14 protein-coding genes are annotated in these 12,842 nt (G+C 63.5%); 7 read left to right on the plus strand and 7 right to left on the minus strand.

Translation table 11 applies throughout. The features are described from left to right. Positions 1-4 precede the first annotated feature (4 nt). From ABH939_RS02660 to ABH939_RS02675, 4 genes are all read left to right on the plus strand, one after another. Complete coding sequence (locus ABH939_RS02660) at positions 5-694, plus strand: urease accessory protein UreF (RefSeq protein WP_007733855.1); 690 nt, start codon at positions 5-7, stop codon at positions 692-694. Beyond that, complete coding sequence (gene ureG, locus ABH939_RS02665; protein WP_047271075.1) at positions 687-1,436, plus strand: urease accessory protein UreG; 750 nt, start codon at positions 687-689, stop codon at positions 1,434-1,436. The genes ABH939_RS02660 and ureG overlap by 8 nt, the downstream gene beginning before the upstream one ends. Further along, on the plus strand, positions 1,436-2,173 hold the full coding sequence (locus ABH939_RS02670; protein WP_047271073.1) for an urease accessory protein UreD: 738 nt from the start codon (positions 1,436-1,438) through the stop codon (positions 2,171-2,173). The genes ureG and ABH939_RS02670 overlap by 1 nt, the downstream gene beginning before the upstream one ends. A gap of 90 nt (positions 2,174-2,263) precedes the next feature. Beyond that, positions 2,264-3,010 (plus strand): SDR family oxidoreductase, encoded by a 747-nt coding sequence (locus ABH939_RS02675; protein ID WP_003940029.1) that lies wholly within the window; start codon positions 2,264-2,266, stop codon positions 3,008-3,010. A 58-nt stretch (positions 3,011-3,068) separates the two neighbouring features. Here ABH939_RS02675 and phoU read toward each other — a convergent pair whose 3' ends face one another. The 5 genes from phoU to ABH939_RS02700 all read right to left on the minus strand — a co-directional run bounded on the left by phoU (position 3,069) and on the right by ABH939_RS02700 (position 9,208). Beyond that, positions 3,069-3,764, minus strand: a complete 696-nt coding sequence (gene phoU / locus ABH939_RS02680) for a phosphate signaling complex protein PhoU (RefSeq protein WP_003940130.1) — start codon at positions 3,762-3,764, stop codon at positions 3,069-3,071. Between the two features lie 72 nt (positions 3,765-3,836). Then, complete coding sequence (locus ABH939_RS02685; RefSeq protein WP_042451384.1) at positions 3,837-5,867, minus strand: LCP family protein; 2,031 nt, start codon at positions 5,865-5,867, stop codon at positions 3,837-3,839. 150 nt (positions 5,868-6,017) lie between these two features. Then, positions 6,018-7,160 (minus strand): tRNA dihydrouridine synthase DusB, encoded by a 1,143-nt coding sequence (gene dusB, locus ABH939_RS02690; protein WP_003939756.1) that lies wholly within the window; start codon positions 7,158-7,160, stop codon positions 6,018-6,020. An 81-nt stretch (positions 7,161-7,241) separates the two neighbouring features. Beyond that, a complete protein-coding gene (locus tag ABH939_RS02695) occupies positions 7,242-8,201 on the minus strand; it encodes an acyl-ACP desaturase (RefSeq protein ID WP_003940492.1) in 960 nt (319 codons plus the stop codon). A 131-nt stretch (positions 8,202-8,332) separates the two neighbouring features. Further along, on the minus strand, positions 8,333-9,208 hold the full coding sequence (locus tag ABH939_RS02700) for a LysR family transcriptional regulator (protein WP_081377546.1): 876 nt from the start codon (positions 9,206-9,208) through the stop codon (positions 8,333-8,335). A 147-nt stretch (positions 9,209-9,355) separates the two neighbouring features. On the opposite strand from ABH939_RS02700, the gene ABH939_RS02705 reads away from it, so the two are divergent. Then, a complete protein-coding gene (locus ABH939_RS02705; protein WP_168798803.1) occupies positions 9,356-10,540 on the plus strand; it encodes an MFS transporter in 1,185 nt (394 codons plus the stop codon). 57 nt (positions 10,541-10,597) lie between these two features. On the opposite strand, the gene ABH939_RS02710 is transcribed toward ABH939_RS02705, so the two are convergent. Continuing rightward, positions 10,598-11,188: a DUF937 domain-containing protein gene (locus ABH939_RS02710; RefSeq protein WP_118603199.1), complete on the minus strand. Its 591-nt coding sequence runs from the start codon at positions 11,186-11,188 to the stop codon at positions 10,598-10,600. Between the two features lie 99 nt (positions 11,189-11,287). Then, the gene (locus ABH939_RS02715; protein ID WP_003939955.1) at positions 11,288-11,734 is read right to left on the minus strand and encodes a hypothetical protein; all 447 of its coding nucleotides are present in this window, start codon (positions 11,732-11,734) and stop codon (positions 11,288-11,290) included. Between the two features lie 99 nt (positions 11,735-11,833). Between ABH939_RS02715 and ABH939_RS02720 the strand changes: the two genes are divergently transcribed. Together ABH939_RS02720 and ABH939_RS02725 are read left to right on the plus strand one after the other, a co-directional pair. Further along, positions 11,834-12,211, plus strand: a complete 378-nt coding sequence (locus tag ABH939_RS02720; protein ID WP_020908916.1) for an MmcQ/YjbR family DNA-binding protein — start codon at positions 11,834-11,836, stop codon at positions 12,209-12,211. Positions 12,212-12,256: 45 nt separating this feature from the next. Then, positions 12,257-12,841, plus strand: coding sequence for a hypothetical protein (locus ABH939_RS02725; protein WP_003940111.1), 585 nt, complete (start codon positions 12,257-12,259; stop codon positions 12,839-12,841). Position 12,842: the final 1 nt, after the last annotated feature.

Consider the following 12,842-nt stretch of genomic DNA (forward strand, 5'->3'; position numbering starts at 1 on the left):
AACCATGTCGATCGAGACGGCGTCTGCCGAGATAGCATCGATGCTCTTGGCAGACGGGCGTCTGCCTACCGGCGGTCACGCGCACTCGTCGGGGTTGGAACCGGCACTGGCGGGCGGACTCCTGCAGAGTCAGGTCCCTGACTTCATTCGCGGTCGACTCGAAACAGTCGGACTTGTCGAGGCCGCTTCAACGGTGGTCACGCGCCGCTGGGCCGTAAGTGAGGGTAGTGCAGGCGAACTCGAGGACATCTCGAGGGAACTGCTCGCTCGGACTCCCAGCGCACCGCTGCGTGAGGCGTCGATTCAGCTCGGCCGTGGGCTGGCGAGACTGGCGTCGCGATTGTGGCCGCAGCACCCCGCGGTGCAGATGCTCATGGCGCTGCCTGGGCATCCGATGCGTCCGCTCGCGTTGGGCGTCTTCACGGCGGTCTCCGGGATGGACGACCTACAGGCAGCCAGATCTTGTTTGTACGACGACGCCCAAACGGTGGCGTCGGCGGCATTGAAGCTACTGCCGGTGGATCCGGCAGAACCGGTCGAATGGTTGCTCCGAGCAGCCCCGACCATCGAAACCGTCGCCGCGGCTGCCGTAGCCGTCGAGGGCGTCGCAGATATACCCGCAACAACAGGGCCGTTGGTCGAACAATGGTCACTCGAACACCACGCTCGATCCAGGAGGATTTTCCGTGCTTGACAACCTGAACAACACCACCACTGCTGCAAGAGGTTTGAGGCTCGGCGTTGCCGGCCCCGTCGGCACCGGCAAAAGCACCCTCATCGCCACCATCTGCCGCGAACTCGCGGCGGAGTACGAGATCGCGGTGGTCACCAACGACATCTACACCGACGAGGACGCGCGACTGTTGCGCGCGGCCAACGTTCTGCCGATCGAGCGCATCGTCGCAGTCGAGACCGGTGCGTGCCCGCACACGGCTATTCGTGACGACGTCACGCCGAACCTCATTGCGGTCGAAGACCTCGAGCGTCAGTTCCATCCCCTCGACATGGTGATCGTGGAAAGCGGCGGTGACAACCTGACCGCCACGTTCAGTCCGGCACTGGTCGACGCCCAGATCTTCTGCATCGACGTCGCGGGCGGCGGAGACGTCGCCCGCAAGGGCGGTCCCGGAATCGAGCGGGCAGATCTGTTGGTGGTCAACAAGATCGACCTGGCCCCGTACGTCGACGTCGACGCGGTCCAGATGGTTGCCGATGCCACGGCCGCGCGTGACGGACTTCCAGTTCTCGCGCTCAGCCAGAAGGATCACTCAACGATCGACCAGCTCAGTGCGTGGCTCCGCCAGGTCATCGCATCTCATCGCGCGGGTAGTCACACCCCGCAGGATCCGGGGCCGATGGCGCCGCACTTCCATGCCGATGAAGAAGACCACGGTCACGGTCACGGTCACGGGCACAGCCACTCTCACGCTCACTGATGCGCACTGGAGCTACGCGGGTCGTCGTCGAGAGAGTGGGTGACACCGCTGTTGCGCGAGAGCTGATCTCGGGCGACTTCCTGGCCCCGCGGTTCGTCGACGCTCGCGGGCTCACCGTGCGAATTGCCTTGGTAGGCCACAGTGCAACGCTGCTGGCCGGCGACGACCTGCGTATCGAATTCGTAGTCGCTCCGGGTACGTGCCTCGAGGTGATCGAGCCGTCGGGGACCGTCGCGTACAACGCGCGTGGCGGCCGGGCGTCGTGGTCGGCTTCGGCGAGCGTCGGCGCCGGTGCGGCGCTGATCTGGCGCGCGGCACCGTTTGTCGTCGCGGGCGGCGCGGATGTGACCAGGCGCGTGGATATTTCACTGGAATCCGATGCGGTTGCGCTGCTCGACGAGATGATCGTGTTCGGCCGGACCGGCGAAACCGGCGGTGCCCTTCGCTCGGATCAGCGCATTACCGTCGACGGTGACGCGCTGCTCGTGGAAACTCTCGACCTGCGTAGCGTGCCGGGCCGTTCGCTGCCGGGAATTCTCGGTGGCCATCGCGTGCTCGGTACGACCATGCTGTTGGGGATCAAGACTTCCGACGACGTCGAAGGGCACGTGACGCCGCTGGCGGGAGCAGGGATGCTGGCACGGGCCGTGGCCGATCACGCACACGAGGCGAGCGCAGCGTTGGATCCGATCTGGTCGCGGTGGCGTGGGCGGGTTTCGCAGAAGTACAGCGACTGATTCGCCCGACCGTCACACTTCGGGAGGCTGCGTCGTCCAGTATGTGACCAGGCCGAAGAGAGCCGGGCGCACGGGTTTGACGGAGGCATCATGCGAATTGTTGTTCTGGGCGGAACCGGCCAGATGGGAAAGCTGGTCGTCGAGCAGGCGAAAATCGGGGGCCATGACGTCGTCGCCGCGGCTCGATCGACGGGAGTAGACATCTCCACGGGTGCGGGGTTGGACGAAGCATTTGTCGGTGCCGACGTGGTCGTCGACGTGAGTGATCACGTCACCAACAGTGCCAAGAAGGCAATCGAGTTCTTCGAGACGGCAGCGAAGAACATCGCCGCGGCCGAAGCCAGAGCAGGCGTTAAGCATCACGTGCTGCTCTCGATCGTGAACTGCGACGATCCGCGATTGAAGTCCTTCGGTTACTACCAGGGGAAGGCTGCGCAGGAACGCGCGGTGGAAGCGTCGAGTATTCCTTTCACGATCCTGCGATCCACTCAGTGGTTCGAGTTCGGCGAGAAGACGATCGCGCTGTTCGGACTGGGGCCGATCGCGATGGTTCCTCGGATGCGGTCACAACCGGTGGCAGCGAAGACCGTTGCCGAGGCGCTCGTGACCTGCGCTCAGAACGGTCCGACCGGGAGGGCTCCGGACCTGGCCGGGCCCGAGGTCCTCGAGATCCCGGCCATGACGCGCGAGATCTTGAAATACCGTGGCCGACGTAAGTGGCTGATCCCGATCTCGATGCCGGGAGCGGGTAAGGCGATGAAGGGTGGGGCGTTGCTGCCCGCGCCGGGATCCACAACTGCAGGACCCACGTTGGAAACCTGGTTGCACGAGAACTGAATAGGAAAGGCGGCCGCGCAAGTGCGCGGCCGCCTTTTACTCACGTGGACGGTTGGGTTCAGAGATCCGGGTACGAGGTGAGGTTGTCGACCTTCTCGGTGGTTTCGGGCTCTTCGGGCAGCTTGCCGGTCACCAGGAAGATGACACGTCGGCCGACCTCGACGGCGTGGTCGGCGAATCGCTCGTAGAAGCGGCCGAGCAGCGTGACGTCGACTGCGGCGGCAACGCCGTGCTTCCACTCACGGTCCATGAGGACGGTGAAGAGGTGGCGGTGGAGGTCGTCCATCGCTTCGTCTTCTTCGCGCAGACGGGCAGCGCGCTCGGGGTCGCGGGTCTCGAGGACGACCTTGGCGGCCGCACCGATGGAGACAGCGATGCGTCCCATCTCGGCGAAGTAGCCGTTGACCTCTTCAGGAAGCACGTGGTTGGGATGTCGGCGGCGCGCGATCTTGGCGACGTGCAGGGCGAGTGCGCCCATGCGGTCGATGTCGGCGACGATCTGGATTCCGCTGACCACCGAGCGCAGATCTCCGGCAACGGGAGCCTGCAAGGCGAGCAACGCAAACGCGCGCTCCTCGCAGATGGTGCTGAGTTCGGTGATCTTGTCGTGTTCGCCGATTACTTGTTCTGCCAGGGACAGGTCTGCCTGGAGCAGGGACTGGGTGGCGCGCTCCATAGCGGCACCTGCCAGTCCTGCCATCTCGCCGAGCGTGTCTGCAAGCTCGGTCATCTGTTCGTTGTAAGCCACGCGCATGAGGTCAGAGCCTACGTGCCGTGAAAGACCAAGTCACAAGCACCAGGTGAACGCAAGGTGAATGAACGCGTGTCAGTCGCAGGTGGTGTCGCCGGCGTTGACGCTGGCGATGTCGGCGGGCAGAGCCGTCGAGGTGCTGGTGTCGACCGACGTCGGATTTGCCGCCAGGATGGTTCCCGGGTCCGCGGGGGCGACGACGGTGCCGGCGAAATTGCTTCCGACGACGACCTCGATCATGTCTCCCATGCTCGGAGCGAGAACCAGAACCGCGCCGGGAATCGAGGACGCGACGGTCACCGCTTCAGCCTCGTAACCTGCGGCGTAGCGCACGACGGTGGTCGACGCTTGGGCATTCGCCAGGCCGGTGGCTGCGCTGAAGTTACCGACTGTGGAGATCTGGAAACCGTAGGCCGCGAGGCTGTCGGCGATTGTCGCGGCCTGCCCGGCGATTCCCGAGGCGTTGGAGACGTCGACCGAGATGTTGTAGGCGCTCATTGCCTCGACGGAAGTGGCGGCCGGCGGCGTGCTGGACGTAGGAGCGGTTGTCGTGGAACTGGTCGACGACGGTGTGGTGTCCTCGCGCTCTTCACCCGGAAGCGGATCGTCGTCGATGATCGCCTGGAAGAGGGACTTGATCTCGTCCGTGCGAGGAATCTCGTTGCCCCAGTCGTTGGTGCCGTCCGTGGGGACCGTCAAGAACGTGACCGCGCCTGCGTCGACGTTCTGGAGCGAGCGACCGAGGGTGACCAGTGACTTGGTGTCGATGTTTTCGACGAACGTGTCGCTGGTGAAGGCGTTGATGAATCCGTTGAGCTTGCTCGGATTCAGGAGGACCTGGTTGGACAGGGCCGAGCGGAGCAGCGCCGACAGGAACTTCTGCTGACGGGTGATGCGCCCGTAGTCGCCGTTGCCCTCGGCTTCGACGTGGCGAGCACGCACGTAGTTGAGGGCGGTACGGCCGTCGAGCATCTGCGTGCCGCCGGAGGCGAGGACGGTTCCGAGGATGCCGTCTTCGATCGGTCCGGGGGAGCAGACGTTCACACCGCCGACGGTGTCGACCATGCGCTCGAAACCGGCGAAGTCCATTCCGACGAAGTGCCCGATTTTCAGGCCGGACATCTTCTGGATGACCTTGACCAGGCATTTGGGGCCACCGAGTGCGTACGTCGCATTGAGTTTGTCGCCGCTCGCTGCCGGGAAGGTTTCGCTGGTGTACTTGCCGGCGTCGTTGTCCCATCCCTGACAGATCGGACGTTCGACGTCGAGGTCACGCGGGAAGGAGACGGCGACGACGCGGCTTCGGTCGGCGGGAATGTTCACCAGCATGACCGTGTCGGCTCGGGCGCCTTCGGCGTCTTCGACGGTTCCGGCGCCGATCTCACCGCTCGCACCGGCGCGGGTATCGGTGCCGATGATCAGGTACGTCTCGTCGCCGAGTTGACCACCGGCGTCGATGATGTCGTCGGACTCGGTGTCGAGTGCCGCAATCTGATCGAATCCGCCTTCGACCGAGCGCAGATAGCCCCACACGACGCCGGTCAACGCGAGAGACATGACGGCCAGGAACGCTACTGCCGATCGGCCGATCACTTTTGCGCGATGGCGGCGGCGAATCTTGCTTTGCGCCAGACGAGTGGCGCCGGTGTCACCGACTACCCGCGGCACTGCGGAGGTGACGGGATGTTCTTCGGTGATCCAGTCCGCAGCGGCGGGCGGAACGGTCGGACGGGCGGGAATCGGCCGGGCGGGGGGCGGCGACGACGCTGCTGAAGATTGAGTCTTGGGTGGTACGGATTTGTTCGGCGCCGGCTTGGGCGGCGTAGCCGGGGCTGGTGGCGGCTTCTTGTCGCCTACCCGACGGACCAACTCGGCGACCGAAACAGAGTCGTCGGTCGGAGGCGAGTCCCGTCGCCCGGTACGTCCACTGCTGCGACGCTCCGGGGGACTGGGTGGTTGCGGTGTTGGTCGCTGGGGTGTGGCAGGGCGCTGGGGCGTTGCCGGTTGGTCCGGTCGGGCGTTGCGGAAGCGCTTGTCTGCGAGCGGACGTTCCCAGGGGGCGCGGCTCTCGGGCGGAGGTGGGCCCGAATCGTGATCATCACCCACCGATGCAACCTGTCCCGTCGTCGACTGTCAGTAACTCGTCATTCAGATGCCGGCGTCAACCGGTTGTCGACGAAGCTGGAGCCATATTACTGGTGAATCCTGAGTGCTTCACTCAGAAAGTGATGTGAGTAATCCGACGGCGTGTTTTCGCTAGCCACCAGAGTGCATCATGTCAGCTCCCACCGGCACAAGGTCGTCTTCGGGATCGTCGAGCCAACCTTCCGGGAGTGCTACCTGACCGGGTGAGCCTTGGCGTCCGCGCGGGCCTTCGGCGTCCTTGGGGAACGGGACGTCGTGGTCGAGCTGTCCGAGCAGATCGTCCAGTTCGGACAACGTGCTGACCAGAGCCATCGAGACCCGCAGATCCGATCCGACCGGGAACCCACGCATGTACCAGGAGACGTGCTTGCGAAGTTCGCGCAGACCCTTCATTTCACCGTGATGTGCGGCGAGCAGTTGGGCGTGACGGGCGATGATCTTGGTGACTTCGCCGAGCGTCGGCGGCGTGGCGATCTGTTGTCCGTTGAGAGCTGCGCTGAGTTCCGCGAACAGCCATGGCCGTCCGAGGCAGCCGCGTCCGACGACGACGCCGTCGCAGCCGGTCTCGTTCATCATGCGGGCAGCATCCGAGGCGTCGAAGATGTCGCCGTTGCCGAGGATCGGCACGTCGGTGACGTGTTCCTTGAGGCGCGTGATCTCGTTCCAGTCAGCAGTGCCGGAGTAGCGCTGCGACGCGGTACGTGCGTGAAGTGCGACGGCAGCGGCGCCTTCAGCTGCGGCGATCCGGCCGGCGTCGAGGTGCGTGTGATGTTCGGGGTCGATGCCGACGCGCATCTTGACGGTGACCGGAATGTCGGTGCCTTCGGTGGCGCGCACGGCTGCCGCGACGATCTGACCGAACAGTCGACGCTTGTACGGTAGCGCCGATCCACCGCCCTTGCGGGTCACCTTGGGTACCGGGCAGCCGAAGTTCATGTCGATGTGATCGGCCATGTTCTCGTCGACGATCATCTTGGCCGCGGCGTAAGTCGTATCCGGGTCGACGGTGTACAGCTGCAGCGACCTGGGCGTCTCGGTCGGACCGAACGTGGTCATGTGCATCGTGGCGGGTTGGCGTTCGACGAGCGCGCGGGCGGTGACCATCTCGCAGACGTAGAGCCCGGACGTGCTGCCTGCACGTTCGAGTTCGAGTTCACGGCACAGCGTGCGGAAGGCGACGTTGGTGACGCCCGCCATGGGTGCGAGGACCACGGGGCTGTGCAGCTCGAGTGAACCGATACGAAGGGATGACATGTCTACCTCTGAACAAATACTTGTGACAATTGGAAGTGCCCGGTACCGAATCCGGTACCGGGCACAGAATAGCTGGTGAAACTAAGAAGCCTGCTGTTCGCGCTTGGCGGCTTCGCGTGCGAGCATGCGATCGCGCTGTTCCTCGAACTTCGTCGCGTTGGCGGCGAGTGTCTCGAGGAAGGCCGCCAACTCTTCGCGCGTGTTCTCGCCTTCGGCGCTGAAATCGTTGCGCTCGAAGATGTTCCACTTGCGCAGGACAGGCCAGACGACCTCGTCGAGGTGCTGGCGAAGGTCGTAGATGCCGTGCTTGGCCATGAGGGCGCCGTTACGGCGGAAGTTCGGCATGCCGGCACCGGGCATCTGGAAGTTCTGGACGATGTTCGCCACAGCCTTGAGCGCCTGATCGGGAGCAAGATCGAGCGCGGCGGCGCAGATGTTGCGGTAGAAGATCATGTGCAGGTTCTCGTCGGCCGCGATGCGCTGAAGCATCTTGTCGGCAATCGGCTCGTCGCAGGCCTTGCCGGTGTTGCGGTGGCTGACGCGCGTCGCGAGTTCCTGGAAGGTCACGTAGGCGACCGAGTGCAGCAGGCCGGCGTCGCCCTCGTCGATGGGTGCGCTGTAACCGTTTGTCATGTGTTCCATGCGGAAGCGCTCGAGCTCGACGGGGTCGACTGCGCGCGTGACGACGAGGTAGTCACGCATCACGATGCCGTGGCGGTTCTCCTCGGCGGTCCACCGGCCGACCCACGTTCCCCAGGCACCGTCCTGCGAAAAGTTCTCGGCGATCTCACGGTGGTACGACGGCAGGTTGTCCTCGGTGAGCAGGTTGGTGATCATCGCGGCGCGAGCTACCTCGCCGAGTTGTGACTGTTCGAGACTCCAGTCTTCGCCGCCCATGGCTGCGAAATTACGGCCCTCGTCCCACGGAACGTAGTCGTGTGGATGCCATTCCTTGGCCATGGAGATGTGGCGGTTGACGTTCTCCTCGGCAACCGGCTGCAGCTCTTGTAGCAGCTCCAGCTGCGTCAGAATCCTCGTCATTTCTTGCCTCCATGTTGAGTGAATGCGCGACTTCGCCCCAGCCTACGGCACCGTAGGTTTGAAAAGAATGGCATGAAAATTGCTCCCCTCGAGGGATGTTACCGATCCGTAGTTATCCGGGGGCACTTTCACTACCAAGTCGTTCTTTCGACGTAGTCGCGGAACGTCCGGGCGGGATCGGACAGCTCGCGGCTCTTCGACCAGATCAGCCCTATTTTTCGCTGTGCTCCTTCGATCGGTACGTAGACGACTCCTTCGGCCCAGATCGGTGGATCCTGAACCGGCATGACCGAGACACCGAAGGACGCGGAGACCAGTCCGCCGACCGTTGCCAGCTCGCTGCTCTCGAAGACGAAATTCGGAGTGAATCCTGCGGCCGCGCACAGTTCATCGAGAATTCTTCGCATCCCGAAGTTCGGATGCATACCGATGAACGGTTCGTCGGCCGCGTCCGCAAGCTCGACCGAATGCAACTTCGCAAAGCGATGATCAGCCGGAACAGCCAATGCCAGTGACTGCTGGGCGATCTGCATCCACGCCACCTGCGGATCGCGCGGCTGAGGCGAGACGACGGCCAGGTCGGACGTGCCGGCGGCGATTCTGTCGACCAGGAACTGCGCGCTGTCCTGATGCAGTTCGAATCGCACTCCGGGATGCTCGACGCGGTATCCGCGCAGCATGTGCGGCACCAACCAGGTGCCGAACGAGTGGAGGAAGTCGAGCCGGACCGTGCCGCTCTCGGGGCTCGCCAGCGACTGGATTTCGGTCTGCGCGGCGTCGAGGGCGCGCAGTGCGATGCGAGCATGTCGATAGAGGATCTCGCCGTACCGGTTCAGTTCGAGTCGGCGTCCCTGACGGTCGAAGAGTGTCACGCCGATCTGTCGTTCGAGGCGAGCGAGTTTGCGCGAAAGGGTCGGTTGCGACAGGTGAGTCAGATCCGCGGTAGCGGTCACCTGTTGGGTTTCGGCGAGCACGACAAACCATTCGAGGTCTTCGGTCAGCATCACGAACCCAATCTATATACCTCTGGAGCATATAGAACACCAAGTTTATGCATTTTCTTTTGCCGAGTCGGGGCGGGAGGATTCTTACCGGAGGTAAGTGATGCCTGGAGGTACGTGGTGACTGTCGAGAATGTGATCGAATCCGAAGTGATGCCGCTTCGCCGCGGAACATCGGGATATCGAACCGTGACCGTTGCGTTGTTCGCGGCCGGGCTGTCGACGTTCATCTCGATGTACGCGGCACAGGCGTTGCTGCCTGCGTTCGCCGAAGACTTCCACGTCTCGCCTGCGGTGTCTGCGCTGTCCGTCTCGGCGACGACGGGCATGTTGGCGTTGGCAATCATTCCAGCCAGTGCGCTCTCCGAGCGGTTCGGTCGCACACGGGTGATGATCGCGTCGGCGTCGGCGTCCTGTGTGATCGGTTTACTTCTACCGCTGAGTCCGACGATCGAGGTTCTGCTGGTCGGACGCGCAGCACAAGGATTGGCTCTGGCCGGTGTCCCGGCGGTGGCGATGGCCTATCTGGCCGAGGAGGTCGATCGGAAGGACCTCGGTGCAGCGATGGGAAGGTACGTCGCCGGCACGACGATCGGTGGGCTGATCGGACGGCTCGTTCCGTCGGCCGTCGTCGATTTCAGTACGTGGCGTTGGGCGCTGTTGACTGCGTCCGCGCTGTCGGCATTGTTCGCGCTCAACATGATCCGGCGGCTTCCCGCGTCGAAGTTCTTTCGCCCGCAACCGATATCGGCGCGCACGATCGCGTCGAATCTACGACGCCACCTTGCGAACCCGTCGCTGCGAACACTCTTCGCTTTGGGATTCATCCTGATGGGCGGCTTCGTGTCGATTTACAACTTCCTCGGGTTTCGGCTCACGGCAGCACCTTTCGGCCTTCCCGAAGCGCTTGTGGGCCTGGTGTTCCTTTTCTACCTTGCCGGAACTTTCACCTCGGCGGTAGCCGGCGGGGCCTCTGACCGACTGGGTAGGCGCAGCGTGCTGCTCGGGTCGGTTGTCGTCATCGGTATCGGCCTGGCACTGACCGTTCCGGACAATCTGGCGTTGACGCTCGTGGGGATGCTGCTCTTCACCGGAGGATTCTTCGCCGCACATTCGGTGGCCAGCGGTTGGGTGGGGCTGATCGCTACCGATCACCGGGCCGAGGCGTCGGCGTTGTATCTGTTTGCCTACTACGCGGGTTCGTCCGTGGCGGGCGCCCTCGCGGGTCTTGCATACGCGGGTGGCGGTTGGGTCGGGGTCAGTACTTTTGTGGGCGCGCTGCTGTTGGTTGCGTTTGCCTTGTCACTGAGGATGTTTCGATCTTCGACGGTTGACTGAACCGAGCACTGCGGCGATCCCGAACGGGATCGCCGCAGTGCGAATCTGTCGAGCGTATTACTTCTTGCCGCCGCCGAGGAGGCCGCCGAGCAGGTCTCCGAGGCCGCCGCCCCCGGATCCGCCCAAGATTCCGCCGAGTGCTCCGCCGATGCCGCCGCCGGAATTGCCGCCGCCGCCGAGAATTCCGCCGAGGAGATCCCCGAGTCCGCCGCCACCGGAGGTCTGGGTCTGCGCGCCGGCTCCGCCACCGGTGAACTGCTTGGCGAGGTAAGCCAGGACGATGGGAGCGAGGATCGGCAGCAACTGCTTCACCAGATCGTTTCCACCGCCGCCACCGACACCGCCGAGTGCGCTGGCGACCTGATCGGTGTTGCCGCCGAAGATGTTCGAGACGATCTTCTGACCGTCAGCGGTGTCGACTTTGCTGATGTCGACGCCGTCGTCGAGAAGGCTGGTGTCGGCGTGAGACTGCAACGCGCTTTCCAGCGAGGCTGCACCGGCGGGATCCTGCGCGTTGGCGCCGAGGCCACCGACGAGGGTCGGAAGTGCAGTCTTGACCGCCGATTCGGCAGTTGCCTGGTCGACGCCGAGTTGCTGCGCGATCTGGTCGATGGGGATCTGGGATAGAAGGTCGTCAAGCGATGCCATTGATGCCCTACCTCTTCTGGGGTACTACTCGTCAGTACCCGGCTGTTGCAGACACTAGTGAATGTCGGCGTCGACGGTAACCCTCCGGTTGCCGAGCGGTCAGGCTCGGGTCTTCTCGCGGGGGACCAGGCACGCTAGGAGAGCGAGAATCAGTCCGCCGGCCGTCAGAATGAATCCTGTCTGATTTGTCAGGATCGTGGAGTAGTTTTCCCTGATGACATTGTCGAACTGATCGTTCACGCGGTAGTAGAACGTGCCAAGAGTCCCCAATCCCACGATAATTCCGATCCATGCTGCGATGCGAGAACCGAATAATGCGGCGATCAGAATCAATACGGCGGCGGCGAGCAGAAGTATCGCCATCGACCGGTAGAAGGTCACGGACTGATCGCCGAGTTGCTCGATTGCCCACCCGGCCGGAAAGCCGTCCCGCAGGTCCTCGAGGCGAACGTTGTCGGGTTTGACCCCGGCCAGTACGTACATGAACGAGCCGACGGCAACGGCGATTCCACAAATGAGCAGAACGAGATGAACTAACGTGCGCATGCCAGTCTCCCTGTGTTCGGAGTTCGGTGACGCGGTCGTCGCCGAGCCTAGCTGTGTCGCGGGTGTCAAGCTCGGTATCGGGCGTGCAGAATCGTCTCCATGCCCGACAACATGCGTCGACTCGAAGAGATCTCGCTGTCGCTGCCGGAAGCGGAGCGCGTCGACATCGAAGCGTGGGACGGCCACCCGACGTTCCGGGTCCGCGGCAAGAATTTCGTGTTCTGCAACCTCGAAGCCACCTCCTTGACCGTCAAGCTGAGCAAGGAGGAAGCCGAAGCGGTGGTGGCCACCGAACCAGGCGCAAGTGCTGCGGGCTACGGACTCGGTCGACACGGGTGGGTTGCACTCGACATCGGCACCGACGTTTCCGAGGAGAAATGGTCGCAACTGGAGGAGTGGATCTACACCTCGTTCACCCTCGTTGCGCCGAAGCGGCTTGCCCGGATCGTTCTCGATGCGGATGAGGAACGCCCGTAACGGATAGATTCGTCAGTACAGACGCCGACTAGACGAGGAATTGTCATGACGACACCGGAAACTTCACCGGCCACCGCAAAACCGGGCATGCCGCCGTGGGCGAAGAAGGCCATCGGGATCGCAGTGATGGCGGTGGTCCTGGTCATCGCTTACTTCATCCTTGCCGCCTTCCTTCCGCGTTGGTGGGCGCAGCGCATTGCGTCGTTGGCGAACGGCAGTTTCAGCGCCGGAATCGCGTGGGGGCTGCTGTTCGGTCTCGTGTGCACCCTGGTCCCGCTCATCTTCTTCCGGGCGGTCTGGCAGGTGCGCAAGCGCAAGCATGCTCGAATCATGCAGATCACGGCTCTCGCGTTGGGTGTGATCTTCGCGCTGCCGAATCTGCTCTCTCTGACAGTTGTTCTCGGCAACAACAACGCTGCGCATGCGGGCGAGCGGATCCTCGACGTCGACGGCCCCGGATTCCGCGGAGCATCCGTTGTCGGTGCCGTCCTGGGCGTTGCGTTGTTCCTTGGACTTGTCGCGCTCGGCTACATGTACAAAAAGCGTGGAAAGGATCTCGACAAGATGCGCGGTGAGCTCAAGCAGCACGAGCCGCAGAGCAAGGGCGAGGCTCCGGCTCCGGAAATCTGAG

Origin of the sequence: Rhodococcus sp. 27YEA6 (assembly GCF_044908235.1) — a bacterium.
In the GTDB taxonomy this organism is placed as follows: Bacteria; Actinomycetota; Actinomycetes; order Mycobacteriales; family Mycobacteriaceae; genus Rhodococcus_F; species Rhodococcus_F qingshengii.

What these genes read in the sequence shown, in the direction of transcription:
- ABH939_RS02675 (WP_003940029.1), top strand. Translation starts at nt 2,264, where the DNA reads ATGCGAATTGTTGTTCTGGGCGGAACCGGCCAGATGGGAAAGCTGGTC.
- ABH939_RS02715 (WP_003939955.1), bottom strand. Translation starts at nt 11,734, where the DNA reads ATGCGCACGTTAGTTCATCTCGTTCTGCTCATTTGTGGAATCGCCGTT.
- phoU (WP_003940130.1), bottom strand. Translation starts at nt 3,764, where the DNA reads ATGCGCGTGGCTTACAACGAACAGATGACCGAGCTTGCAGACACGCTC.
- ABH939_RS02660 (WP_007733855.1), top strand. Translation starts at nt 5, where the DNA reads ATGTCGATCGAGACGGCGTCTGCCGAGATAGCATCGATGCTCTTGGCA.
- ABH939_RS02695 (WP_003940492.1), bottom strand. Translation starts at nt 8,201, where the DNA reads ATGACGAGGATTCTGACGCAGCTGGAGCTGCTACAAGAGCTGCAGCCG.
- dusB (WP_003939756.1), bottom strand. Translation starts at nt 7,160, where the DNA reads ATGTCATCCCTTCGTATCGGTTCACTCGAGCTGCACAGCCCCGTGGTC.
- ABH939_RS02720 (WP_020908916.1), top strand. Translation starts at nt 11,834, where the DNA reads ATGCCCGACAACATGCGTCGACTCGAAGAGATCTCGCTGTCGCTGCCG.
- ABH939_RS02705 (WP_168798803.1), top strand. Translation starts at nt 9,356, where the DNA reads ATGCCGCTTCGCCGCGGAACATCGGGATATCGAACCGTGACCGTTGCG.
- ABH939_RS02725 (WP_003940111.1), top strand. Translation starts at nt 12,257, where the DNA reads ATGACGACACCGGAAACTTCACCGGCCACCGCAAAACCGGGCATGCCG.
- ABH939_RS02710 (WP_118603199.1), bottom strand. Translation starts at nt 11,188, where the DNA reads ATGGCATCGCTTGACGACCTTCTATCCCAGATCCCCATCGACCAGATC.
- ABH939_RS02670 (WP_047271073.1), top strand. Translation starts at nt 1,436, where the DNA reads ATGCGCACTGGAGCTACGCGGGTCGTCGTCGAGAGAGTGGGTGACACC.